16 protein-coding genes are annotated in these 25945 nt (G+C 55.1%); 7 read left to right on the forward strand and 9 right to left on the reverse strand.

Annotated features, from left to right (window positions below):
• The first annotated feature begins 54 nt into the window (after positions 1 to 54).
• On the forward strand, positions 55 to 1035 hold the full coding sequence (locus ABEA92_RS10690) for a Gfo/Idh/MocA family protein (protein WP_345683813.1): 981 nt from the start codon (positions 55 to 57) through the stop codon (positions 1033 to 1035).
• 208 nt (positions 1036 to 1243) lie between these two features.
• Here ABEA92_RS10690 and nagB read toward each other — a convergent pair whose 3' ends face one another.
• The 3 genes from nagB to ABEA92_RS10705 are packed head-to-tail and all read right to left on the reverse strand — an operon-like array spanning position 1244 to position 4260.
• On the reverse strand, positions 1244 to 2014 hold the full coding sequence (nagB, locus tag ABEA92_RS10695) for a glucosamine-6-phosphate deaminase (protein WP_345683814.1): 771 nt from the start codon (positions 2012 to 2014) through the stop codon (positions 1244 to 1246).
• Between the two features lie 13 nt (positions 2015 to 2027).
• Complete coding sequence (locus ABEA92_RS10700) at positions 2028 to 3500, reverse strand: HD domain-containing protein (protein WP_345683815.1); 1473 nt, start codon at positions 3498 to 3500, stop codon at positions 2028 to 2030.
• Positions 3490 to 4260, reverse strand: a complete 771-nt coding sequence (locus ABEA92_RS10705) for a hypothetical protein (protein ID WP_345683816.1) — start codon at positions 4258 to 4260, stop codon at positions 3490 to 3492. Before ABEA92_RS10705 ends, ABEA92_RS10700 begins: the two co-directional genes overlap by 11 nt.
• On the opposite strand from ABEA92_RS10705, the gene ABEA92_RS10710 reads away from it, so the two are divergent.
• Positions 4259 to 4783 (forward strand): tRNA (cytidine(34)-2'-O)-methyltransferase, encoded by a 525-nt coding sequence (locus ABEA92_RS10710; protein WP_345683817.1) that lies wholly within the window; start codon positions 4259 to 4261, stop codon positions 4781 to 4783. The two genes, ABEA92_RS10705 and ABEA92_RS10710, sit on opposite strands and share 2 nt — an antisense overlap.
• A 307-nt stretch (positions 4784 to 5090) precedes the next feature.
• Here ABEA92_RS10710 and ABEA92_RS10715 read toward each other — a convergent pair whose 3' ends face one another.
• The 4 genes from ABEA92_RS10715 to ABEA92_RS10730 all read right to left on the reverse strand — a co-directional run bounded on the left by ABEA92_RS10715 (position 5091) and on the right by ABEA92_RS10730 (position 14924).
• Positions 5091 to 7145: a DUF4340 domain-containing protein gene (locus ABEA92_RS10715; protein WP_345683818.1), complete on the reverse strand. Its 2055-nt coding sequence runs from the start codon at positions 7143 to 7145 to the stop codon at positions 5091 to 5093.
• 12 nt (positions 7146 to 7157) lie between these two features.
• Complete coding sequence (locus ABEA92_RS10720) at positions 7158 to 10076, reverse strand: Gldg family protein (RefSeq protein ID WP_345683819.1); 2919 nt, start codon at positions 10074 to 10076, stop codon at positions 7158 to 7160.
• Between the two features lie 399 nt (positions 10077 to 10475).
• A complete protein-coding gene (locus ABEA92_RS10725; protein ID WP_345683820.1) occupies positions 10476 to 11225 on the reverse strand; it encodes an ABC transporter ATP-binding protein in 750 nt (249 codons plus the stop codon).
• A gap of 225 nt (positions 11226 to 11450) precedes the next feature.
• Positions 11451 to 14924 (reverse strand): PVC-type heme-binding CxxCH protein, encoded by a 3474-nt coding sequence (locus tag ABEA92_RS10730; protein WP_345683821.1) that lies wholly within the window; start codon positions 14922 to 14924, stop codon positions 11451 to 11453.
• A gap of 586 nt (positions 14925 to 15510) precedes the next feature.
• Between ABEA92_RS10730 and ABEA92_RS10735 the strand changes: the two genes are divergently transcribed.
• From ABEA92_RS10735 to ABEA92_RS10755, 5 genes are all read left to right on the forward strand, one after another.
• Complete coding sequence (locus tag ABEA92_RS10735) at positions 15511 to 16509, forward strand: alpha/beta hydrolase (RefSeq protein WP_345683822.1); 999 nt, start codon at positions 15511 to 15513, stop codon at positions 16507 to 16509.
• A gap of 130 nt (positions 16510 to 16639) precedes the next feature.
• Positions 16640 to 17701, forward strand: a complete 1062-nt coding sequence (locus ABEA92_RS10740) for a peptidase M42 (protein ID WP_345683823.1) — start codon at positions 16640 to 16642, stop codon at positions 17699 to 17701.
• A 362-nt stretch (positions 17702 to 18063) separates the two neighbouring features.
• On the forward strand, positions 18064 to 19983 hold the full coding sequence (locus tag ABEA92_RS10745) for a DUF1549 and DUF1553 domain-containing protein (protein WP_345683824.1): 1920 nt from the start codon (positions 18064 to 18066) through the stop codon (positions 19981 to 19983).
• Positions 19984 to 19997: 14 nt separating this feature from the next.
• On the forward strand, positions 19998 to 21287 hold the full coding sequence (locus tag ABEA92_RS10750) for a DUF1501 domain-containing protein (RefSeq protein WP_345683825.1): 1290 nt from the start codon (positions 19998 to 20000) through the stop codon (positions 21285 to 21287).
• Positions 21288 to 21781: 494 nt separating this feature from the next.
• Entirely contained in the window at positions 21782 to 23647 is a 1866-nt protein-coding gene (locus ABEA92_RS10755; RefSeq protein WP_345683826.1) for a TolC family protein, read from the forward strand.
• Here the strand turns inward: ABEA92_RS10755 and ABEA92_RS10760 are convergent.
• Both ABEA92_RS10760 and ABEA92_RS10765 read right to left on the reverse strand, forming a co-directional pair.
• Positions 23630 to 24913: a glycosyltransferase family 2 protein gene (locus ABEA92_RS10760; protein WP_345683827.1), complete on the reverse strand. Its 1284-nt coding sequence runs from the start codon at positions 24911 to 24913 to the stop codon at positions 23630 to 23632. The two genes, ABEA92_RS10755 and ABEA92_RS10760, sit on opposite strands and share 18 nt — an antisense overlap.
• The gene (locus tag ABEA92_RS10765) at positions 24870 to 25694 is read right to left on the reverse strand and encodes a TackOD1 domain-containing metal-binding protein (RefSeq protein ID WP_345683828.1); all 825 of its coding nucleotides are present in this window, start codon (positions 25692 to 25694) and stop codon (positions 24870 to 24872) included. Before ABEA92_RS10765 ends, ABEA92_RS10760 begins: the two co-directional genes overlap by 44 nt.
• Positions 25695 to 25945: the final 251 nt, after the last annotated feature.

Consider the following 25945-nt stretch of genomic DNA (forward strand, 5'->3'; position numbering starts at 1 on the left):
CAGTCTCGGCCTCTCCCAAAAAATTTCGAAATTAAAGAACAAGAGAATGTGTTTATGAGTGGTGAAGGATCGATCACACGTTTCGGAGTACTTGGCACGGGACGGATTACACGGCGATTGGTCGCCGACATCCAGTCCACCGACGGCGCCGAAGTGACGGCGATTGCCAGTCGAACCAGCGAACGAGCGCGTTGGTACGCCGATCAATACGGCATCGGAGCGTCCGTGGAAGGTTACGAGTCGCTTTTAGTACGCGATGACGTGGATGCGGTTTATGTCGCATTGCCGCCATCGATGCATGCCGAATGGGCTATCGCAGCGGCCAAAGCCGGCAAGCACGTGTTGTGCGAAAAACCGCTAACGCTTTCCACCAAACAATCGCTTGCAGTTCACTTGGCGTGTGAAGCTCACGGGGTTCGTCTACTCGACGCAACGGGTTGGCTGCACCACGAACGGACCGAGATGTTTCGCCGCTGGTTGGACGAAGGGCGGTTTGGAAAAATTGGCCACATCAGCGCCGCAGTCTCTTTTTTCCGCCCTTTCATCACCGGCGAACATCGACTGGACCCCGCGTTGGGCGGTGGATGTTTATTGGATCTCGGTTGGTACGTCTGCTCGTTAGCAAGATTTATCGCCGGCGGGTTGCCTAACCGTGTGGTCGCCGGACGCGTCGTCCGGCAAGGCGTCGCCCAGCGGATTACGGCGATGATGTGGTTCGACCATGACGTGACCGCAACGCTGTCGTGTGGTTACGACACCTCGACGCGAAAGTGGTTCGAAGTCGCCGGCAGTGACGCATCGCTGGTGTGCGATGACTTCACACGTCCTTGGCATGATCGTCCCGCCCGCTGCTGGATCCACGATGCAACCGGAGGCGTCGAGCAGTTTCCATTCGAAGGCAACCAAGAACGTCGAATGATCGCAAAATTCATCAGCGACGAACCTCTCGACGCCTATCACCAACAAGCACTCGATACCCAGCACATGATCGATGCGATCAACGAATCGGTGGAACTTGCCCACGACGAGGTGTGAGCAGGCAACATCACAACCCGACGCTTAAGATTTAGAGTTGCGATTTTGTATTGAGTGGCAAGTCCGCAGAAGTTTAGGCACGGATCGGAAATAACTTCGTCATTCAAATTTTGTGACAAATCACGCGAGCGAAGTGATTCCTCTGTAGGAGGACGAAGATACAAGTCCCGTCGTGTCACTCAGTCGCTGGGACTCGTAGCCTCGTCCACTACCGCACTAACTCACTCGCGGCGGCTTCATCCAGGACAAAGGTCACGTCGGGATGCTGCTCGAGCCACGATGCGGGAATCGCTTCGCTGGCTGCTTCCTGCAGCGAACGCCGCACCGCTTCGGCTTTGCCATCACCTGTGGCCAACAAGAGAATCTTTTTCGCTTCCAAGATCGTCCCAATCCCCATCGTGATCGCGGTCTTGGGCACCTCGTCGGCCGAAGCAAAGAAGCGTGCATTTTTTTCGATCGTTGACGGCGTCAACTCAACGACGCGTGTTCGAGTGCTAGGTGATGCCCCTGGTTCATTAAAGGCGATGTGTCCATTGTGGCCGATACCCAGTAATTGCAGATCAATGCCTCCGGATGCAGCGATTTGTGCTTCGTACTGGATCGCGTGCGCGTCTGGATCGCGTGCATCCCCATCAGGAACAAAAGTGTTGTTAGGATCAATGTCGATGTGATCAAACAGTTCGGACTGCATAAAGTAGCGAAAACTCTGAGGGTGCGTTCCGCTGAGCCCGATGTATTCGTCCAGATTAAAAGAGGTCACGTCTTTGAACTGCACTTTACCGGCTCGGTAATCGTCGACGATGTTCGCATAGGTCGCGGTCGGCGTGCCGCCGGTCGCCAACCCCAAGACCATGGACGGGTTCGCGTTGACGGCCGCGACGATCATGTTTGCCACGGTGCGTGATGCGGCAGCTGCGTCTGCACAAACGATGACCTTTGCAGCATGGGCGTCCGCTGATTTCGAGACAGGCTTGTGCATTTCATTCCTAGAGTTAAACGATCTCGTTGTCGACACTTTGGACCACATCGATCAAGACTTTAGACCAATCGCCATCAGCGTGAACGGCGGCGGACATCTTACTGCGTTTGTCGGGATGCACAAACACGCGAACCCGCTTGACTTGATCGTCGAATTGTTGTCGTGCCAGTGCCCGTGCGACCGGAGAAACATTCGCCAAAGTCACGCCGATCGGTGATCGCCACGTTGATTCGGCGTCCCCAGCCAATGCACCGCCGGTGACGTCGCCGGTACGGCAAGCACGATCGAAATTACCATCACGCAAAATGACATCGACATTGATGTCGACTTCCAATTTGACGGGCGGTGCATCAATCAGGATGTCTTCGGCAACCACCTGTTCGCCGGTCATTGATGACAAACGAGCGGCTAGTTTTTCGCTTGCGGCAACCAACCACCAATACGGACGTCGGGCGATTTGGCGATGCACTTCGACCGCATGACCGTCAACTGCATCGATGGCGTTGAACTCGGCGACCCGTTTGTATAACCGACGCTGAGGGCCAAACAAACCGTCTACTAGCGAATAAGGGTTACCAAGCGACGAGTCACGAAGCGAGTTGCTAACCTCGACGAGTCGAGCGATCCACTGAGCATCGTTCAACTTGAAGGTGGATTCAAGTTCGAGTTGGTCCTTGATCAAGAACACCGCACGCTGCAGCATTGCCGTGGCCGAACGGACGGTGTGGTGCCAATAAACTTCGCTGAACATGACATAGCGAGCGAAAACCATCATCTCAGCCGCCGTTCGTCCTTTTTCACCGATCGCCAAAATGCCTTTGGTTGGATGAACGCACATCGATTCGATCAGTCGCCCGACGTCGAAATTGCGACCATAGGGGACACCCGAGTGAAGGCTGTCACGCTGCAAATAATCAAGCTTGTCGATATCGATCGGGCCGCTGAGACAGCTGCGAAGAAAATCAAGCGGAAGATGACTCGTAGGCGATTCCGCCGATTTCTTTGCCGGTTCTAACAGATCGACAACATCTTGGATCTCGCATGCCCAATCTCGTTCGATACATTGGCGAAGCTCGGATTGCTCGATCCAGTCGGACACACGAGATTCGTGTTCGCGGAATCCGGTTAACCGCATATCTTCGATTGGATGACAAAACGGCCAGTGCCCGACGTCGTGCAGTAGAGCCGCCAATACGAAAGCGTCGGCCGAACGTGCATCAAGCGGCGGGTCCAGCGAGGCATCACCGGTGAATCGGGCCAACAACCGAAGTGCGTTCAGATAAACGCCTAACGAATGCTCGAATCGCGAGTGGGTCGCTCCCGGGTAAACCAACGCCACCATCCCTAGTTGGCTGATCGACGCCAAGCGACGCATCGGTGGCGAATCAATGATCCGTCGTACACGGGGCGAAATCGGAACCCCTTCGGCCGGTGGAATGCGAACCAGCGAAGAGGCTTGGTTCAGCTGGGCGACTTCAGGAATCATGCTGCCCGTCATCCCATCGGACTTGCATTGCCAAACCGGCTTCGCGGAGCCGCGCGTCTTCCTGGCTTTCCACTCCGGCCAACGTGACGCCGGCGATCAAGGCCAACAAAATCGCCGACAACAGATACAGCCCGGCGTGAGTCAGCCCGCCGAGCATTTCGACTTCGAACGTGTTCATGGCAATGAATGTCCCCACCCCCAACATCACACACAGAATGATCCCGAACGTCATGTAATTCATCTCCGACGCCTTTTCGAGATCGAACACATAAGTAGGAACAAACGCGTAGATAATCCAAAGCGAGGCATAGAGCACCGAACAAATCAAGACGCGATTTCGCAATTCGATGCCCGTGTAGGGTTCGAGCTCTTGGTCGTAGACGAACGAGTACCCCCAGCGAACCAGCGGGGGGGCGATCGCGATCAAACCGATGATTTGCGCAATCAGCGGGGGGCCTTCTTCGCCGCTGAAAAAGCGAAGCCCAATCGCGATTGCCAAAGCACCGACCACCGCCGAGATCGTGATGGCCAATCCTTTGCGGGTGACGTCCGTTTCGGTGCGTTTGATCGGTTTCAGGACGCTGACGCCCTTGCGATCTTTCGGCGCACCGTCATCGGGCGCATGAATCACCACTTCCTCGGACTTATCCGGGACCGCTATGGTATTCTTGCAACCGGGACAGGGCCCCTTTTTGCCGGCGAACTTATCGCTGACTTGGAATCGCTTAAAACAATTTGGACAGGTTACTTGGATCGGCATGAAACAGAATCAAGAAAAGCAGGAGCCGTGTCATGGGAAAGGCGACAGTATAGCGACTTTACCGTCGGCACATGTTGTACTCTACCAGCCTGAGATTCCGGGGAATACCGGGAACATCGGGCGAACCTGCGTCGCCGTGGGAGCCAAGTTGTGGATCGTTCACCCCGCCGGGTTTCAATTGGATGAAAAGCACGTCCGCCGGGCCGGTTTGGATTACTGGAAGCACCTGATGATCGAAGAAGTGGTCAATTGGGACGCCCTGACCGAAAAACTTTCGCCCCGCCGATTTTTCTATTTTTCGCGGTTCGCCACCAAGACGATCTGGGACGCCAAATTTCAGGAAGACGACGTGTTTGTCTTTGGTAGCGAGTCGTCGGGTTTACCTGAATCGATCCTCGATCGCGACGCGCCGAACGCACTGCGAATCCCCACCACCGGTAAAGTCAGAAGTTTGAACCTGGCTACCACCGCCGGCATCGTGTTGTACGAACACCAACGCCAAGTGCGAAGCCTCGGCGAGTGAGTCGCCGGGAACGCAACGTCATTGATGTTGGTAGCGGCATTCGCCGTGAGTTGCCGGTATGGCCGGCCGCGGGAATAACGAAGCTTCCCAACCCGGACGCACTCGTCGGACTGTCGGAGTAATTACTGAGGTAGCGGAACTCGTCAAGAGTTTCGACCAGCCTGGAAAACGAAAGTCTTGACGACTTCCGCTACGGGAAAACCCGTCACTTCTTATTCAGGCGGTGCTTACGCGTTGCGGCAAAAAAAAAAGCGTTCCCAGGCATTGAATCCTGAGAACGCTTTGTTTGCAGTCAGCTTGCCAGAACTTATTGTCCGGGAGGTCCGAAGTTGAACTGCGGCATTGCACCGGCGCCACCAGGAAATCCGGCGGCTGGGTTGGCCGAGGCCGCGTCGTCGCTTTCGAACAACTCTTCACGGCTGAGGCGAAGTTTGCGATAGGTCTCTTCGGGAATCACGTAGTACCAATCGGCAAAGCGAGCATTCAAATCTCGAACCGCTCGACGGGCCACCTCGAGCTTGTCTTTTCGCTCGTCCAGCATCCGTTGATTGGCTTTCGTGATCTTTTCCTGTTCCGAAGCCAATCGCTCGAGCATCTCTTCTTCGCTTAGCTGTTCGGAATCCGCAGCCTTTTCCTCGTCAGCCGATTCCTTGTCGGCCTCGGCTTCTTCGGTTTTCTCTGCGGCTGCGGGCTCGGCTTCCGACTCATCGTCGGCCTCCGCATCGTCCGCGACTTCCTCTTGAGCTTCGCCTTGACCGCTGGCTTCGCCCGAGCCTTCGAGTTCACTTTCGCCTGATTCCGCAGGCGATTCGCTTGACTCCGCCTCGACCTCTTCCACTTCTTTGGGCTCTTCTACCTCTTTGGGCTCGTCTGCCTTCGCGTCGTCGGATTCCGCTTCCTCTGCCTTCATTTCTTCAGCAGGCTTCGCTTCCTCCGCCGAGCTCGTTTCTTCGGCAGGTTTGGCCTCGTCCGCATCCGGTGTTTCCGCTGCTTCGTCCGCTTTCATCTCGGCTTCGGATGCGTCCTCCGATTCCGTCGCTGGTTTCTCAGCTTCCTCGTCCGCCTTTGCTGGTTCCGCCTTCGGTTCGGTTTCTCCCAACAACTTCCTCAAATCATCAAGGTTTTGTGGGATCTCTCGCAATTGCGGAGCGGGAAATTTCGATTCGTCCACTTGCGTGGTGACCAACAAGTAGCGATTCACACCGCCGCTGGTCGCTTCCTCGCCCTCTTTGGCTTCCTGGTCCGCTTCGTCGGTCAATCCAGAAACGTTGCCAAAACGAAGCAGGTATTGAACGCCATTTTTCAGCGAAACGGTCAATTCACCATTCGCCGAGATCATCTCGTATTCGCCGCCATCGGAGGTTTGCAGCGGATAGAATCCACGACGAGCAAGAGATTCGAGAGCTTCTTGGTCCGAGACAAGATCTTTGTCGGCGCGTAGGTTTTCGCTGATCCCCGCCGGTTTACGAACGACATCCACGATCTTTAGATCGTCCAATGCGTTCTTCATCTCATTTAACTTGGTCGCATTAAGCGTTTCGCCAGGTTTGACCGCAACCGGAACCGGTTCGCCCAATGGGTTGTTCTCGGGATACTTCAACAGCTTATCAAGCTTCCACTGCGAACCGTCCATCACAACGCTGGCGACGTAGTTCCGCTGCAATGAAATGCCGTTGGCCCCAAGGCTGGCGCTGTAGTCCTTGATTTCCATCGTGTCGATATCGATGCTGCTTAGCTTCAGCAGGTCTTCTTCGATCCAATCTTGAAACCGAGTCGTCAGCGGGGTGTCATCAAGCTTGACAACATAAACCGGATCTTGGCCCGGTTTGCGGACGTAGACTTTCTCAGGATCGTCTTTCAGCTTGTCGCCGATGATCAAAGACGCCAACGTTTTTTGAGACTCATCTTTCAGTGTCACCAAGCGGCCGACACCTTCATCGCCACGCTTGAGCTCTTCGAGTTTCGGCTCGGCAACGCCAAGCCCCTCGTGATCCTCGGGATTTTCCGATTGGATATCGAGCACTTTCAAGTCGACAAGCGAATTCGCTGCCTCTTTCATGTGGTCAACCGCGTCGGCGGGGTACCCCTTGTTGTTGGGGCCCTTTCGCGAGGGAATCGTCCATTGGCCCGTTTCTTTGTCACGACGAACTTCAAACGACTGCAGCGTCGCATCGACTTCGTCATAAGTGACAATTTTCAAGCTGGCCGCTGCCAACGGATCTTTAAACTCTTCGAACAGCGGTTTGCCGACGAATCCGCCGGTTTCGCTATCGCTTGTCGTGGGCCATGCCACTAACGTCGCGATGCCGAGCATCACGACCGCAACGACCCAGAAAATTCCTGTTTTCGTACCTTCGTTCACGACTCTATCTCACTATTTCAAACGGCTTTTGCTGATGTTTTCTCGTTCACGCAATCGCCGCGAGGCGAATACAATCACACCGATGATCAATGGTGGGATACATGGCAGCACAACGGCTGCGGCTTTGACTTGGTTTTGAATCCAAGTCACTTTCTGATCGGCTTCACGCTGAATGTCACCAATCTTTTGTTCGCGATCACGCTCGCTCTTGGCAATCTTGACTTCCAAACGAGTCTGCTCGCGTTCTTGCAACGTTTGGAACGCTTGGACCTTGGCTTGCAACTTATCGGGAGGCACGCGTCCGTTGGCACTTTCCTTCTGAAGCTTCTCTAGCTCCTCTCGCAGTGCCTTCAGCTCGGTGTCCATTTTCTCCTGAGCTTCACGGACGGTCTCGTCATACTCGTCTTGGAATTCCTTACTACGCTTGCTGACATTGCTGCTGGCGATTTCTTTGACCGAATCGATCATTCGCAAACTGGCAAAAATCGGCTCATGCTTTCGCACTTCGATAAAGTCGGTTTCACCGGTCAACCAATCGATCGCGTTCAAAATGAAGGTCACGTTTTGGAACTGGAACCGCATGTCGGCCGCCTGTTTGGGATCGGCCCGGATCTGCAAAAAGACCGGCGACATGATGTCGGTGTCGGCAACATAAACTGCCTTGATGCCTTGAGCCGCCGCAGGCGAATCCGCTTTCTCGGCGTCCTTGTCGGCGTCCTTACTCGAGTCATCGCCATCGGCTTTCTTCTCGGCTGCCGCAGCGGCCCCTTCGATCGTCATCGCGACGGCCAATCCGGGGCTGACGCTGTCGATCTCTCGAGCAACCGTCGTCGCTCCCTGCATGATCTGCTGCACCTTGTTGAAGGGCAACAAGCCACTGCGGCCACCGGTGGACATCAACTTGGTGTGTTTCAGAGTCGAGTTGTCTTTTGCTCGTACCGACGCGGCGTACAAACACAGCACTTGGCGAAGTTTGGAGGTGATGACGCTGTTCTCGCTGAGCGCTTCGCCCTCTTCGACCTCGGGTGCATTTTCGTCGATAAAGATCCACAGCTCATTGATATTCCGTTCCAAGTTGGGGTACGGATTAAATTGCTGCCAAACCAAATCGGACGAAAACAATCCCTGCATTCCGGGAGTCCCAGGGGATTCGATTTCCAAAGCGTCCCACAATTCGTGGATGTTTCCCTTGGGCATCGGACCGCCGCCACCAAACATGCTGCCCGGCGACTGTTTGGGCATTCCTGTGGGCGTGATGGTTTGGTCAAACACCGGCAACGGATCTTCGAAGATCGCAACGGGGACGCCCACCTTGATCGCGTCGACCAGACGACTGAATTGATCCGGAGGCAGCGTCGATGGCTGCACGGCGATCATCGCGTCGAACATACCCGCGGTGACCGGAGCCCCCAGATCCACTTCTTCGACGTCATATTGCTTGGCAAGCTCTTCGACCAACGGATGTTTCGGAGCCTGCGATGGCGACATCCCTTGCATCACCACGCCGCCCATCAAACGAGCGTCGGTGGAAACGATCCCGATCCGTTTTCGTGTTCCCTGGGCTACGGTGTTGATCGAGCGAACCAGTTCGTATTCAACCGGAATCCCGTATTCAAAAATCGGCACGGTAACCTTCTCGAGTCCCGACCGGAATGCGGCCCCAAGAATCAATTCCTTTTGTTGAAAGGATCCCTTTTCTCGCACCATACGGGTGACCGGTTCGATCCCAAACCGCTCCGATGCAAGAGCCGCCTCTTCGCTGAACAGTTCGATGTTGTCGTACAGATTGATTTCAATCGTGCGATTACGCTTGGCCGCTTCGCTGCGAAATTCTTTCAACAGGTTGATCAACTCGTATCGCGTGCGAGCGTAGATTTCGGGGATATCGGCACTAATAAACGCGTCGATCACGATCGGTCGATCGGTGTCCAATTCTTGGATCAACGTCTTGGTAGCGCCGGCCAAGGAGCTGACTTTGCCCTCGGTCAAGTCCTTGCGATAGTCCCAGTTTCGAAACAGCGTGACGGCGCCGGCCGTGATCACGATCAGGGCCAAGACACGAGCGATATAGTGCCACGCCATCGTGTTACCGTCTTTGCCACCGGTCCAGTGACGTCGGCCAATCAAAACCATCGTCGTGTAGAGTGCTACCGCAGCGACAAGCACAAAATAGCCGACGGCAGACAAACTGATCACACCCCGTCCAAAATCATCAAACGGACGTGCAATCCCGCTGCTGGCCAACCATTCGGCAATCCGTTTGTTGGGGCTGATCGAATCGGCAAGCGACGCAAACGCAAGCGGAGCATTGAAGAGGGCGCCAAGGATAAAGCCGACCGTCAAATTCCCTGTCAAAAACGATGCGATCATACCGATCGCGATCATCGCCAAACCGACAAACCAATAACCGAGATAGGTCGTGAAAATCAGCCCGGTATCAAGCGTCCCCTCAGTCAACACGGCCAACGTGATGAACGTGCTCAATTGGCTAAACAACAGCGATGCGGTGAAAATCGATGCCGCGGCCATGTACTTGCCAATCACGATGTCAAAGTCATCCGCGGGCAGCGTTAGCAGCAATTCGTCGGTGCCTTGACGCTTTTCTTCCGCCCAAATGCTCATCGTGATCGCGGGGATGAACACCAGCATGATCAACGGGAACCAGTAATTCAGTTGGTCCAGTGTGGCCAAGTTTTGGTTGAAAAACTCGTAAGGCCAAAACGCCGATACCGATGTCAAAAAGACAAAGATACAAAGGAAGACGTAGCCGGTGGGGTTACCGAAATAGCCGACAAAGTTTCGCTTCAGCACGGCATAGGCAGCTCGCTTGGTACCCGCCAGTGCAGCGACAATCGCCATTAATACCAACAGCAGGATCAAGTCCAAGACGAACAGGTTCAGCAGGGCAAATGCGACGTTATTGAGCGTCATGTTTTCTGTTTGATTGATGGTGTAGATGAAACGTGTCGAAGTGGTTCGCTTCGATGTTGATTAGCTCGTTGCTTGAAACATCCGAGCGGAGTGCAAACCGGGCCTAAGCGACGGTTTGCATGCATTCATATCAGGTTTAACCCCAGGTCGAAATCATCAAGGATGTCTCGCGCCGTTTTGGGCAGTGATCTCGGGCGTCACGTGTCGATTTCGCATCCAGATCATGGTGAACATCACGACAGCGAACGCGGCCAGAGGTCGCCCCACTGCATCGTCGGCAAATTGCCCGGAGGCAAATCGCCCGTCAACAATGCTGCCTGCCCACAACCGTTCGTGGTTAAAACCATCCTGCCCGTCATGCTGTGCGTTTCTTTCTGATGGACAAGCGTGTCGGGCATGCTAGGCGGTGGCACCCTGAGTCAGCGAGTGGAAGGCTTCGTCCAAATCGTTTGCACCAAGCTTTCGCAGACCTTCGACGTCCCCGTCGTAAACCAGTCGCCCTTCGTTGATCATGACCACACGATCGGCCATCGCTTCGACTTCTTGCAAAATGTGGGTGCTAAGCAAAATCGTTTTTGTTTCGCTTAATCGCCGCATCGTTTTTCGGACCCCACGAATCTGGTTCGGATCCAAACCGGCGGTCGGTTCGTCCAGGATCAAAACGTCGGGTTCGTGCAACAACGCTTGGCTCATGCCAACACGCTGCTTAAAGCCTTTGGAAAGTTTGCTGATCGGTTTATGCACGACACTTGATAGGTCACAAATATCGACAACCGCATCGATACGATCTTTCTTGCGACTCGCCGTCATGCCTCGTGCTTCGGCGAAAAAACTAAGCATCGCATACGGGGTCATTTCCGGATAAAGCGGCCCATTTTCAGGCAGATAGCCCAAATGCCGACTGCCTTCGATCCGGTCCTCCATCATGTTGTGACCTGCGATCCGAGCCTCACCTTCGCTGGCGGCGATGTACCCGGTCAACATTTTCATCGTGGTGCTTTTTCCAGCACCATTGGGGCCCAAAAACGCCACCAATTCGCCTTCGCCGACCGAAAAAGTGACGTCACGAGTCGCGGCAAAAGGACCATAAAACTTACTCAGCCCGATCGCTTCGATCATGGGCCGGCGGGATTCATTTTGAATCGTCATGCGGCAGTTCTTGGGTAAGTCCTTTAAATGTGGGAATTTTCAAACCGGGAATATAACGGTATGAGAGAGGTTCTCAACACCGCTACGCGGACATTTGGCCCCCGGTTCGCCTGGAATGTCCGAAAAATTATCCTCGGGCATTCCGATCCCGCCGGCGGCACCGATGCCAGCCGACACAAAACCACTGGATCAATCCGATCACGGGTTAGCTCGGATGCGGCGAGTTTACTTAGGCTCCGATGCGGTCACGCCGCCAGACAATCCGATCGTAAATGGAGACGTTTGCAAGGTCCGATCGATGGCAAACACCACAGTGTGCTCGCCCGCGGGCAACGATTCGGTCCGCAGCGATGCCGCAGGCGTCGGTTTGCCATCCACCCAAGCCTCGCTGATCTCGCTGGGAAATTCCAAACGCGCGTCGCCGTCGGCCGACACGTTGATATGGAAACGAATGAACGACGTGGGTGGTGTCGTTCGGTGCTGTTTGAACGCGTCCATCTCTTCGATCACAAACGTTCCGTCGACTCGCGACGTCAACGGTCGCCACTGCATGACTTCGCTGTCGTTTGCCACAGCATCGGTGCTGGTGCGATTGATCTGGCGATTCGATTGGTTGGTAAAAATCAGCGTCTCGATGCTGCGGAGCATCGGTTCGGTCGAAACCGTGTACTCCGGATCTCGCCCTAGCACAGAGAGGAACGCGACAAGATCCGCCAATTCGCCCTGAGTCAGATTGTCCAACAACCCCTCGGGCATCAGCGACTTGCCGGGCGATTCATCCTCGATTGAATCGACAAGGACCGAAGTGACCGTGCCATCGGCCAGCCGCACCTGGATTGTTTTGTCGTTTTCGGTAAGCACGATCCCGCTGATCACGCGGCCCTCGTCCGTCAAGAATTGAGTCGTCGTGTAACCTTCTTTGAGCTTCACATTTGGCGAGAGCAGCGATTCCAAGATGTAGTCCGGCTGCGAGCTTCCCCCGATGCTGATCAGGTTGGGACCAACCAATCCGCCCGCCGTCCCGATGGCATGGCAATTGATACATTGCAGCTTGGCTTGCCGATAAATTCGTTCGCCTTTAGCTGGTGAACCCTCCTTGGCTTGAGCCAAAATCTCAGCCGAAAGCTCTGGAGTCAATTTCCAGGCAAGGTCTTCGAGTTTGCCACTTTTGCGAATCGCTTCTTCGAGTCGTGCATTTCCACCACTGCTGCGAAGATGCCGTAGCAGATGGCTCGCAAGTTCGGTATCGAGCGTGTGCTTCTCCAGCACGCTGGCAAAGGCTTCGGGAATGTCTTTGCGTTTCGCCATCTCGGCAACGATCGTCGCTCCATCTTCGATCGTCTCTTGGTCTTGGACCAGCTTGATCACCGCAGCAAACGCGGCTCGCGGGCGATGGCTTGCCATCGTCCGGGTGGCAGCTACACGGGCTTGGGGGTCCTGCGAATCGAGTAGTCCGCGGATCGTCTGTTTGGCCTTGTCTGATTCGAACGATCCAATCGCCTCGATCAACGCCACCCGGCTATCGCCACTGGATTGAGGCAACATTTCGATCAAGGCCGACTCGGCTTGGCTCAATTTCCAAGTGGCAACCGCTTGATACAGCGTTGTTCGCCACTGCGGGTTGCGGTCGAGTGTTGCCGCATCGGCGACCGCAACCGCGACGCTGGCGTTTGCATCGGCCGGAATTGTTCCATCCGACTTGGTCCGCTCAAGCAGCGCGGTCAACCGCGAAGCCGAGGGCGTGGACGACGAGGAACTCGTCAGCATTTTGAGCAATTGACCGAGCTGGTTTGCGTTGCCAGCCTGGACCGCGGCGAGGAACAATTCGTCGCTCGAGGCCGCTTTGCCGGCATCACGCTGCAGCATCTCGATCGCCACTTGGGCTGCCTTTGGATTGGCAATCGCGCTGACGGCAATCGCTAATTCATGCGGTTTTGACTGCCAATCGATTTGTTCCAAGATGGATGTCGATGGCGATGCCGCGTCCAGTTTCCGCAAGGATTGCCAAATGACAAAATCCAAATTGCTGTCGATCGGATGCTTGGCAACGTCAATCACGGCGTTCAGTGCATCACGATCTGCATGGGCTTGGCCGACACTAATCGCCACTTCCAATCGTGTCCGCGGATCCGCCGCATCCGCTTGCGCGAACACCATCTGCGAAATCGTGTTGTAAGCCTCACTGTCGGTGGCGACGTTCTCGCGGCTACGCCAAATGCTTCGCAGCGCCGTACCGAGCACTCGTTTCTCGGATTGCTTGCTGGCGGCAATCGCGATTTCAGCATCCTTCGCGTTCGCAGCCGAAACCACTTCATTCATCCACAACACCTCCAATGCTCGCATCGCGGCGTTTGCATTGTCGGCGTCTCGCCAATCACGAATCGTTTTCATCACGCTGGCGGAATCGGTCTCTGCACGTCGCCACAGTTCTTCGCGAGCAAATTGGCGAACGTCGAGCGACGGATCCTCGAGCAGTTCGCACAACTCGGCAGTCGACTGTTTCGCAAATTCAGGCCAAGGATCCAGCGGTTGCTCGGGAAAACTGACCCGCCAAATGCGACCATGCTTGCGATCGCGTCGTTCGTCACGGAAATCGACTTCACCATGCTGGATGATCGGGTTGTACCAATCGGCAATGTAGACGGCGCCGTCGGGCCCCATCCGCACGTCGATCGGGCGGAACGCGACGTGCGACGTCGTAATGATTTCGGGTTGCTGTTGACTGCGGAATCCGCTGCCATCGGGGGTGACGTCGAAGCGGCAGACGCGGTGGCTACGGAAATCGTTGGTGACCAAGCCTCCTTTCCAATCGGCGGGAATGTGCGTCCCCGACAACACGGCGAGCCCACAATACTTTGGGCTTCCCGGGTTCAATCCGCTCACCCATCGACTTGCTCCCGGCGACGTGATGAAGACGGCATCGGGAAAGGCATAGTTGATGCCTTCGAAACACGCCCCATCGGTGACAAACGATTCGCCCTGTTCATCGAACACGTGGCCCCATGGGTTGATGAACCCTTTGCAAAAAACTTCCAAGCGGCCGGTGCTGGGGCGATAACGCCAAATCCCGCCTCCGTCCAAGTGCCGAGTGCCGTACGCGGTATCAATGTGGCTGTGAATGTAAATCGATTGATTGAAATACAAACATCCATCAGGCCCCCAACGCAACGTATGCAGAAGATGGTGCGTGTCTTCGGTACCAAAGCCGCTAAAGATGACGCGGCGTTTGTCCGCGACGCCGTCACCATCGGTGTCCGCCAGATGCAGCAGCTGAGTGCTGTCGGCGACGTAACATGCGTTTTCGCCATCGGGGATCACTCCGGTCGGAATCAGCAACCCATCGGCAAACGTGGTCGATTGATCGATGTCGCCATCGCCGTCGGTGTCACGCAGCACCACGATTTTATCATCTGCCAACTCACCCGGTTTGATCTGCGGGTACACCTCGCTGGTCGCCACCCACAGAGCCCCGGAAGCATCAAAGTTCATTTGAATGGGCTTGCGAATCTGAGGATCAGCCGCGTAAAGATTAACGCTTGCTGATTCAGCCACTCGCATTTCGGACGACTCGCTCGCCGGATCCGGCTGCGGAATCTCGGTCAGATCTCGCTGGGCATACAGCGCCGGCTGAGTCGCGATCGCAAGCACGCCGCACAGCACGACTGCGATAGCACGCTTGGGCGTAATGACGTTTGCCACGATCGACAAACCAGAAAGAGGGGCAGCAGCAGGGCAACGAGGGGGACAATACTTCATTATCGATACTGGGCTGATTTTTGGGAGTTTGGTTTCCGAAACGCCGATTCGGGGCTTTTTGCATGGATGCCAGCGAGGTGAGCTGAACGAGCACACGCCACAAGCACACGCCGAGCGAAGGCGACAGTATAGATCAACGTGGATTGTTTGTCCGGTCAGTTTGACCCACGCGACGGGGCAGTTTAACCTTTAAGAGGGCGGTTTTGTTTAGATTTACGCCTTCCCCTCTTTTCCGACTCATCAAACCCTTCCCCCCGCCCACCTCTGGGTGCCCTATCGCGGGGTGGATTGAACTACACTCTGCAAGCGGCGAGCAGGTAAGATGAAAAGGCAAAGACGTCAGATGGAAATAACAAATCAGATGGAATAGCAACGAGGCGCAGCGAGTCCCGATGGGACGCATCGCCCCTGTGAACCCAAGCAGTCTGTGAACCCAAGCAGTCAGTGAACCCAAGCAGCCAGTCAGAGAAGCGGATCAACAAGTGACCGCTTTTTTATCCGATCGGAAAAATACGTTTAGGAGTCCTTCATGCGAAGCGCGGTAGCCGTCCAGTCCCTGCAAAATCCTTCCGACCTATCCCGTGATGCTGCTTCGACCCACGATGCCCTTCGCCGCATGGTCGTGATGTTCATGGTGTTCGCGATGAGCATCGTGGTCGCTTCGATCGCGGTTGGCCAAGACCGCAAAGGGAAAGGCAAGGAGAAAGAGGACCCGGCGTTGAAACCACGTCCGGTGACATTGAAAACCCGTGACGGCATTGCCCTTCGCGCTTTCTACTTTCCGTCGAGCAAGGGGAAAGATGCCATTCCAGTGATCTTGGTCCATGAATGGGAAGGGCAAGTGAGCCCCTACTACAATTTGGTGGTTGCCCTTCGCGATGCCGGATGCGCGGTATTGGCTCCGGATTATCGCGGCCATGGCGGCAGCAAAGAGTATGTCGATGTGCGAGGCAAAACGGAGACGTTCGACCCGTCGACCATGAACAAACGGGACATCGATGCGATCCTGTCCTCGGATCTCGAAGAGGCCAAGCAGTTCCTGAAACATGAAAACGACGATGGCAAATTGAACTTAAACGCGCTGGTGATGATTGGCGTTCGCGAAGGCGGCGTGCTCGCTTCCCATTTCGCGATGCGTGATTGGCGTTGGCCATCGATCGGCAGCAAAAAACAAGGCCAGGACGTCAAGGCACTCGTGTTGATCAGTCCGGAAAAGCAGCTAAAGGGAGTTGGAATCGACCCCACGCTGACCGATATCAACGTGCTGCGATTGCCGATCATGATTGTCGCCGGCGACAGCAGCTCGGAGAGCTCCGAGGCCACTCGCATCGCCAAACGGATCGAAGTGTTCAAGAAGAAAGCAGGCCAAGGCGAAGTCACGGGGCTCACACAGCAAACGGTCCGAACCAGTCTTAGCGGTCCCGCATTGGTCAATGAGTCGTCGGAGGTGATCCCCGCGATCGTCAAATTTGTCACCTCCAATGTCAAGATTAGCGACGACGTCAATCCCTGGGTCAAACGAGATTAAAGCCGTCGATGGTGGCATGGATGCTCGACCGCTTTGCAATCGGACGTCACGTCCTCTCGATTGCCAAATGTTGCGCATGTAGTGAAATTCCGAGGCGGAATATCCTCTTTTTTTCAAAGGTCGTAACACGTTGGTAAAACATTCGGCAGCGAGTGACGCTGGGTTAAGTGATTTTCTGCACCTGCTAGGTGGCTTGGTTCGCGAGCCATCGGTGGTGGGTGTCGAGCAGGCTTTTTTTCGAGTCGTACTGCGCGAGCTCGAAGAGTTGTCGGTCAACGTTTCGCTGTACCACGGCGTCTTGGTGGCACAGGGAAACCGGCCAGATTCGATCATCTTGTCGGCGCACGTGGACCGCCATGGATTGCTTTGCACCGGCCCGAACGAGTTCCAATACGCGGCGTTTATCGCTGGCAACCGAGGCGAACTGAACGGCGATTCGGTCTCGGAACAGATGATGGAATTGATTCAAGACCGCTTCATCGGCCAGCGTGTCCAGTCGCACTTGCCGCACGTCGGTACCTATTTGGGCCAAGGCTCGATCACACGTTCGTTTGTTTGCCCGAATCGCCGCAACTTGATTTTCGAGATCGATGGACTGAGCCACCTGCAACCGGGCACGCCGGTTTCGTTTGTCGATCGCTTGACGATCGCCGATGGTTTCATTTCAGCGCAGCTTGATAATGTGTTGTCGGTCGCGATCCTCGTCCACATGTTTCGCTGTGGATTCCAAGGCACCGTGCTATTCACCGCCGGCGAAGAAGCGGGCCGAAGTTGGCGGTACGCGCTCGAGTGGTTCCTGCGGCGACAATTGTGGACGCAGCGTTTGATCGTGCTGGACACCAGCCCCTATCCGACGCCGTTGGCGGCCGCCGCGCAAGAGGTCGTCTTGCGTCGCCGCGATGCCACCGCCATCTTTGCGGGCGACATGACGATGGAACTGCAAGATCGCTGCGAATCGCTGGGGATCGGCTACAGCTACAAAGACGATTACGTCGAAGCGATCAATCGCACGCGTGAAAAACCGCTGTCGTTTGGCCGGACCGAATTGGGACGACTGACCGCGGCGACCGAGGGAAAGATCAACGGCACCACGCTGCAAATCCCCACCACCAGCTATCACACCGCCTCGGAAACAGCATCTCTAAGCAGCATTCGCGCGGTCTTGCGGTTGTTAGACAGCTACATCGATTAGTCGCCGCTGCTAGATCAACCACCCCGGCAGGAGGGGAGGAAGCCCCAAAAGCAGAGCTTGCGAAGGTCCACTTCCCCCACTGGCCGCTAAAATCCCGCCTTTTCTCGTGTCTCGCCTGCGCGAACAGGCTACACTATTGGCACGCAAAGACGCTTTATCCCCCGGAAACCTGAGTTCAACGGGGCCGTGACCGCGTTTATTTAACGCAGCGTGAAATGCCAATTCGACGTGGACGTTCACGAAGTTCCGCATCGATTCACGCGATGCAGTGCTCACTTCTTTTTGAATTTCGAGAAAAGGGACAGCGATAGATGGGTGTCGATCCGCATGTTTCCAACCGTATTTGCCGTCACCGTGTTTTCATGGCACTGATGCTGGTCGGGGTGCTTAGCTTGACGGCGACGGATGCCTTCGCACAGCGAAAGAAGCCATCACCGCCGAAGCCTCCTAAGATCAAGCTTCCCGCCAGCGTGCTTGAGAAAACACCGGTCCAAATGGACGTGGCCAAGGTCGAGGCGAGATCGCGTGCAGAGATCCACTCGGCGTCGCGTGCGATCGATCGTGCCGTCGAGGCAAAATTGGCGAGCGAAGGTCTCTCGCCCAATGCGATGGCTAGCGACGAGGTGTTCATGCGGCGTGTGTACCTAGACGTTGCCGGTCGCATCCCTTCCTTGGCCGAAGCAACGGAGTTTCTGCAGTCGACGCATCCCGATCGACGCGAGGATTTGATCGACCAACTGCTCAACAGCCCTGACTACGTCAGCAACATGTACAACCTGTGGGCCGATGTGTTGCGATTGGTCGAACGACCGTCACCCGACAATATTTCGGATCCCTATTTGGCTTACGTCAAAGAATCGATTTGTTCGAACAAGCCGTACGACAAATGGGTTTACGAAATGTTGACGGCAACCGGCAAGGCCTGGGAAAACCCTGCCGTCGGTTTCCAGCTTCGCGACGATTTGATGCCGCTGGCATACGTCGACAATACCGTGCGTGTCTTTCTAGGCACCCAAATCGGCTGTGCCCAATGTCACGACCATCCGTTTGACCAATGGACTCAGTATCAATTTTATCAACTCGCCGCGATGACCGCCGGAACACGAACGCGGATCGGCGGCGACATGCCGGGTTATCAAGAGGAACGCAAAAAACGCCGAGAGTTCCAGGACGAAGCCAAGCGACGTGACGAAAAAGGTCGCTTCCCCAGTCAATACCGGCGCGTGATGAACGCCAGCTTGTATGACGTTCGCGAGGTCAAAGCGGTTTTAAAACTTCCTCATGATTACGCCTACTCGGATGCCAAACCGCTTTCGCCGGTAAAACCGGCCGTGTTGTGGGACGACGTTCCGGCGGAAGCCAAGTCGGATTCGCCACGCGAGCAGTTCGCCGCCTGGGTGACCAGCCCCGAGAATCCGAAATTCAGCCGCATGATCGCCAACCGGCTATGGAAGCGATTTATCGGTGTCGGTGTGATCGAGCCGATTGACGATTTCAACGAGGACAACCCGTGTGCGAATGAAGAGCTGCTTGATTTATTAAGTGAGCAAATGGTGCGAGGTGGATTTGATCTGAAACAGTTCATTCGCGCGATCCTATACAGCAACACGTACCAACGGGAAGCCAGCGACTACGAGGTCACCAGTGGCGAGCTGTATTATGCCCCCGGCCCCGTGGTTCGACGCATGACGGCGGAACAAGTGTGGGATTCGATTTTGACCATGGCGGTTCACAACCCTTGGCCTTTCCAGCGTCCGACGGCCGAGGACATCGCTCCCTATGTCTCGATCGATTTTCGTCATGCCTCGTTTGATCAAGTCACTGCATTGGCGGATCAGTTCAAAAAGACGTACGACATCGGTACCTACCGGCGTTCGCTGAACCAACACGCCTACCAAGGCAACGTGTTGTGCCGCGCCAGCGAGCTGCCATCGCCATTGCCGGCAGACCATTTCTTGCGTCAATTTGGTCAAGGCAATCGTGAAAGCATCCAAACGGCCGAACAAGAGCCGACCGTCCCGCAAACGTTGGCCATGTTCAACGGCCCGATCACCCATGTCATGCTCGAGCCCGGTTCGGCGATTGTCGACAACGTGTTGGCAATCGACAAAACAAAGGATCGCATCGACGCAATTTTCTTGAGTGTCCTCGGCCGCATGCCGACACAGAAGGATCGGTTGATAACCGCGAAAGAATTGTCGCAGATGAAAAACGACAATGTCGGTTACGGCAACATCATTTGGGCACTCCTGAACACTCGAGAATTCTTATTTGTTCAATAAAGGCGGAATGTGTAATGAATCGACCTGAATTCACAAGCCAGCAGCGTCGTGATTTTATGAAGATGATCGCGAAGCAGACGCTTGGCGTTTCGTTTGCCGGTGCACTCGGTTCGCAAACCATGATCGGCTCGGCCGACGCAGCAGCGACCCCTGCGGGCAAAGCCAAACACATCATCTACATCATGCTCGATGGCGCGATGAGCCATATTGATACGTTTGATCCAAAACAGGGAGTCGAAGAAGCGGGCGAAACCAAACCGACGCAAACGCGTGTGCCGGGATTGATGTTCGGCGACCGCTTTCCCAAGCTCTCCTATTTGGCCGGAGCGATTGCGGTGGTCCGGTCGCTGAGCACCGAAACCGGAGCTCACGAACAGGGACGCTATTTGATGCGGACCGCCTACAAACAACTCAACAGTATCCAGCACCCAGGAATGGGGGCATGGATGACGTCACAACAACCCAAACCCAATAACGGTTTGCCAAGCAACTATTTGATTGGATCCACCAACGGCCATCCCGGCGCTGGATTCCTGCCTCCATCGTTTTCGCCGGTCCCAATTGCCGATGCGGCCAAAGGACTGCAGAACACAAAGCTTCCCAAATACTTGCCGCCGGAACTTTTTAGTCGCCGCATGATGCTGGCCACCAAGTTTGATGAAGCGTTTCAACAACGACGCGATAACAGCAAAGTAATCGCGTACAACCAAGCGTACCGAGACGCCTATCAATTGATGGGTAGCGATCAATTGAAGGTGTTTGACATCAACGAAGAACCCAAGGCAATTCGCGATGCCTATGGGAACAACTCGCTTGGCCAAGGATGTTTGCTGGCGCGGCGATTGGTCGAAAAGGGAGCCCAATTCGTCGAGGTCACCTCGGGCGGCTGGGACATGCACCAAAACCTTTACGAGTCGCTTGATACCCGAGCTGCCAATCTTGATACCGCGCTGGGCAACTTGATGCGGGATTTGCACAGCAAAGGTTTGTTCAGCGAAACGCTGATTGTCGTCACCACGGAATTTGGACGCAGTCCCAAGTTGAACGTGAACGCGGGCCGCGATCATCATCCTGGTGCATTTTGCAGTCTGTTGATCGGGGCCGGAATCCGCGGCGGCCAAGCCTACGGTGAATCCGACAAACGGGGACATTCAGTCGCCAAAGATCACGTGTCGGTCGCCGACTTCAATAAAACGATCGCCGCTGCGGCGGGGCTGCCGATCGACAAAGAGGTCTACTCACCATCGGGACGTCCTTTCAAAATCGGCGGCGATGGCAAAGTCATCCAAGCCCTGTTGTCCTGATCCCGACTCGTAGGCGTATCGTATGCCGGAACGTCCCGTGGCGGATTTCCGGCATGACAGTGGGAACGCACTTGACGTCATCGACGTTTCCTTTCGGGTCACCCCCATCTTTCTTTTGCGACTCGACACTCTTTGGTGAGTCGCAATTCGGGTTGCCGCGACTCGAGCTAATACATTCCTGGGCCCCTCGGGATCGAGTCCGGGTGTCCGTTCGCCTGTACGCCATCCACGGTTTGCTACGTGCAGGCAAATCCGGTCGTGTCATCGTTTGCGACAAGCTCGGATGAAAAACGATGCGGTTTGCGATGAGTTTGCCGGCTGTACTTCCTGTGGGGGCCATGTGATCGGAATGATGCCCCGGCTGGTTAGTGGACGACAAACTGTTCTGATGGGGCATGCTTTCCGCGTTACGAATTCAAGTTACTATGAATTTGGCAGTGAAGATATGTCTCCTCACATTCATTGGTTACGTCGGCTTGCTGGCTGGATGTGGGATGCACTCTCGCACATACACTCAGCAACCACACATCACCGTAGCCAACAGAAATTCGATCGCAGATTACGACCCCCAGTGGATGGAGGTCAAATACACTTGCATATCGAATGATCCTGTTTCCATTGACAACGTGCAATTGCCACCGGAACAAAGGGAAACATGGGAGCTGACGCTCGATTCCGTCGTTCAGATGGCTTTGTCACGAAGCCAGGTCATTCGCGACATCGGCGGGGCAGTCGTTTCCGCCCCAGACAGCGTTTCGACGGTCTTCGATTCCGTGATTGTTCGAACGGATCCCCAGTTTGGCGTTGAGGCTGCGTTGAGCGATTTCGACGCTCAGCTTGCCACAAGTTTGCTTTACGGCAGAACGGAGCAGACGCTGAACAATGCGATCGAGGGACAGGGGACGCGGGATCCGCGCACCAACTTCGGGCTCCTTGATTTTTCGATCTCAAAGATCACCGGTAGCGGAACCCAGCTTAAGCTAGGCAACCTCACGACTTTTGATCGCAACAACTCACCGCTCAATCGGTTCCCACAAAGCTTTACAGGTGGTTTTCAAGGCGAGATTCGTCACCCCTTGAAACAAGGCTCTGGACGCGAGTTCAATCAGATTGCGGGTCCAGGTGCATCGCCTGGGAACTATCGGGGCGTGCGGGTTGCCCAACTGAACACCCACATTGAAATTGCCGATTTTCAAGTTGCCGTCCGCGATTTGCTGCTTGATGTCGAACGCGCATACTGGGAACTGTTGCTTGCCTATCGCAATTTAGACGCCAAACTGCAAGGCCGCGATGCCGCATTAGCAACGTGGCGTATGGTGCAGGCGCGGCTTGCGACGGGCGATGCCGACGGCGCAGAGGAAGCCCTTGCTCGCGAGCGTTACTACGCATGGGTCACGGAGGTCAAGGACGCTTACATCGGCCGAACCGCCGGGCTGGCTGCCTCGACTGCGACCGACAATCGCACCGTCGGTTACGAGACCGGCTTGTTGGCAGCCGAACGTCGATTGCGATTTCTGATCGGAATTCCGTTTTACGATGGCAAATTGATTCGACCGATCGACGAGACGATCCAGGCCGAGATCATCTTTGACCGTCCAAGTTCGTTCGCGTTCGCACTTCAGCAGAGAGTTGAACTTCAGACGCAACAATTGAAGATCCGAAGGCTGGAATATGAACTGGTCGCCGCCCGCAACTTCCTACTGCCGCAACTCGATTTGATCGGACAATATCGAATGCATGGTTTTGGCCAGGATTTGTTCGGAACGACCACTGAGGCCAACAGCGGCGCCTACTCAGATTTGTTTCGCGGTGATTTACAGGATTGGACCGTGGGGTTTGAATGGAAATCTCCGGTCGGTTTCCGACGGGCCCATGCTGCGGTGCGAAACGCTCAGTTCCAATTGATGCGAGAACAAGCCATTTATCGCGAGCAACAGCGTCAAGTCACTATCGAATTGGATGCCGCATTTGCAGAACTGCACCGCGCCTTCGCGACCAACGAAGCCAACCAACATCGCGTTGTCGGAGCGAGACAACGCGTCGATGCCATTCGCGAAAAATACCAAGTCGTCGACATTCCGCTGGAATTCGTCAACATCGCGATCCAACGCGCCGTCGATGCCGAAACGGCATTGGCCCGATCACAAGTCGAACACACGATGGCGGTGGCCACCGTTCACTACGTACGCGGCACCTATCTGGCTTATCTGGACGTGTTTTTTCAATCCGATGCCATCGAATCGGTGCCGACGTGTGAATTGGCAGGTGAATTCACGGAGGCCCCAATCCCAGATTTGATCCCCATTGTCGAGGATGCTGGATTGATCGAGGGAGACGCCTACCTACCAATGCCACGTTGATCGACGGACGTGCTCAGGAACAAAGTTGTCGCAGTGCGATCGGCGAAAAAACAGTTCTTCGAGAACGCCGTAGAACATCACCGCCCGCAGTGCGACTTGATACAACGGCATCAACGGCGCGGCCAAACCAACGCTCAATTCGCGACGGCGATCGTTGGAATAGTACAGCAGGACGGCAACCTGAATCGCCTCCAACACCATGAAAACCAGATAATACAAGAAGAACAGTTTCCACGTGTGTTCGTTGGCGTGAATGCACAGCCATCCCATGTATCCCCAGCAAACAAATTGCAAGAACAGATTAAACGTCCAGCGATCCGCCAACATGGCGAGATTGCTGACACAGAAGTTCTTGGACAACGGATTTGCTAAATCAACATGCTTACGGCATTCCAACGTGATCACGGCCCACTCCCAACGGCGACGTTGCTTGATCAACGTCTTCGCAGCGGTCGGCACATTTGTGAAACACTGCGCGTAGGGCGCGAACGCAATTTGATATCCTGATTTTCGTATACGGAGTGCCAAATCCCCATCTTCGCCAGGCCCAACGTCCCATCCACCGGTTCGCAACAAAGCCTCGCGGCGGAACGCCCCAAATGCACCGGAAACAATTCCCAAGGTTCCGACGCGATCAGCAAATAGCCGACCCAAAAAGATCGACCGCAGATACTCCAGCCCCTGCATCCGGGTCACCAAATTGGTGTTCGCGTTACGAGCCATGACGGCGGCGGATACCGCGCCGATCTGTGGGTTAGCAAACGGTTGGACAATTTCCCAAATCGCGTTTTCGCCCACGTGCGAGTCGCTGTCGACGCCGATGATAATCTCGGCGTTGGTGAACGGTAATGCGAAGTTAAGCGCCGACGATTTGCCACCGCGATTGCGTTTTCTCAGCACGGTCACCCCAGCGTGATCACGCGCAAACTCCGTAGCCACTTGGCTCATCGCGTCACGCGATCCGTCGTCGACCACGATGATTTCCAACCGCGGGTAGGTGTTCCAAACTGACCGCAGCGTGTGAGGCAACGTTTCGGCTTCGTTCAAGCCAGCGATGACGACACACACCGACGGGCACTGTCCAAACCGCGGCTCAGGCCGCTTGCCTCGCAATAGGCAGCCAAGTTCACGGGCAAAATCGCACAGCCAAACAGCTAGCGAACCTAACGAATATCTCAAACTATCGAACAACAGCAGCGGCAGCAGAGCGGCCAACAACTGATCAGTTCGCAGCGACGAGATCCAATAGCTCCAATCGGTTAACACGATATTCTACCATTTCCTTTTCAACGGTTTGGTCCAATGTACATTCGTCGCCACAACTACCGCACCGTGCGATCGTCATCAGTTCTGTGTCGGCCCATTGGCAGTCGAGGCACTGCAGGGGTCCGTCAAGGTATTCAAAGTCTGCCCCGACAACCAATTTTTTTGCAAGGCATTTAGGACATGCCAGTCCCGCTTCATGGCGAAAGCTGGTGACATGATCAACGTGAGCACAGGCAAAGTGATGAATCATACGTTGCGATTTCACCTCGATTGATCCGCAGTTTCGACATCCACGTCGAAATGTCGGCAGCGAACCACAGCCTCGACAAACCAAAACACGATCGAGTAATCGTGGCCGCAACACACCCAACGACACCCATTTGTTCAACACCGCAAGTGGCAGTTTGGTGTGAAAGGTCAGGTCTTGTGGGTCCAGTGTCGGGGTCAGGTTATCCTCCGACAGAGGATCGTCGCCGGGACGAACGGTTGTCGCAGAGATATGTAGCCCCAATCCGGCTTGCGATACGTTTCTCGAAACCACCGTTTTGAAACCCAATTCGCCGTTTTCGCTTTCGATTCCCAGCAACCATTTCGAAGTCGCTGGCCGTGCCTTCGTGGCCAATTCGAAGACGATACTATTTCGGCCGATCTCAATCGTTATTCCTTCGGAAGAGTGGCTCACATCGGGTGAATGGTCGTGCAGGATTGGGATGGCAAAGACTCCTCGAGTTACTGCATACCGCGATTCGTCGAGTTCGTCACCGCAATCCGTACGGTTCATCGAAAAGTGAGGAGCTTTCAACGGGCCATTGGGCCCAGTGAACGACGACGAATTGACGGCGGCCGAAGCCACCCCCACTAGCAACTCCGTTTGAACCGGAAGTGTTTCTCCCGTGTGGTTAGCAGTGGAATGTCTTGGTTGATCGATAGAGGTGTGCATGAATTTAATCTTTGATTTTGTTGTGAGTGTTGACAGCGAGTGGGCTCATTACCAGCAAGCGGATTTCGAGCCCAATTTGCCTTTCGTTTCAG

It is taken from the genome of Novipirellula caenicola (genome assembly GCF_039545035.1).
GTDB lineage: Bacteria > Planctomycetota > Planctomycetia > Pirellulales > Pirellulaceae > Novipirellula > Novipirellula caenicola.

Coding starts and splice junctions, on each gene's coding strand:
- ABEA92_RS10725 (WP_345683820.1), bottom strand. CDS start 11,225: ATGACGATTCAAAATGAATCCCGCCGGCCCATGATCGAAGCGATCGGG.
- ABEA92_RS10720 (WP_345683819.1), bottom strand. CDS start 10,076: ATGACGCTCAATAACGTCGCATTTGCCCTGCTGAACCTGTTCGTCTTG.
- nagB (WP_345683814.1), bottom strand. CDS start 2,014: ATGCACAAGCCTGTCTCGAAATCAGCGGACGCCCATGCTGCAAAGGTC.
- ABEA92_RS10710 (WP_345683817.1), top strand. CDS start 4,259: ATGAAACAGAATCAAGAAAAGCAGGAGCCGTGTCATGGGAAAGGCGAC.
- ABEA92_RS10755 (WP_345683826.1), top strand. CDS start 21,782: ATGCACTCTCGCACATACACTCAGCAACCACACATCACCGTAGCCAAC.
- ABEA92_RS10735 (WP_345683822.1), top strand. CDS start 15,511: ATGCGAAGCGCGGTAGCCGTCCAGTCCCTGCAAAATCCTTCCGACCTA.
- ABEA92_RS10765 (WP_345683828.1), bottom strand. CDS start 25,694: ATGAACCGTACGGATTGCGGTGACGAACTCGACGAATCGCGGTATGCA.
- ABEA92_RS10700 (WP_345683815.1), bottom strand. CDS start 3,500: ATGATTCCTGAAGTCGCCCAGCTGAACCAAGCCTCTTCGCTGGTTCGC.
- ABEA92_RS10705 (WP_345683816.1), bottom strand. CDS start 4,260: ATGCCGATCCAAGTAACCTGTCCAAATTGTTTTAAGCGATTCCAAGTC.
- ABEA92_RS10745 (WP_345683824.1), top strand. CDS start 18,064: ATGGCACTGATGCTGGTCGGGGTGCTTAGCTTGACGGCGACGGATGCC.
- ABEA92_RS10750 (WP_345683825.1), top strand. CDS start 19,998: ATGAATCGACCTGAATTCACAAGCCAGCAGCGTCGTGATTTTATGAAG.
- ABEA92_RS10690 (WP_345683813.1), top strand. CDS start 55: ATGAGTGGTGAAGGATCGATCACACGTTTCGGAGTACTTGGCACGGGA.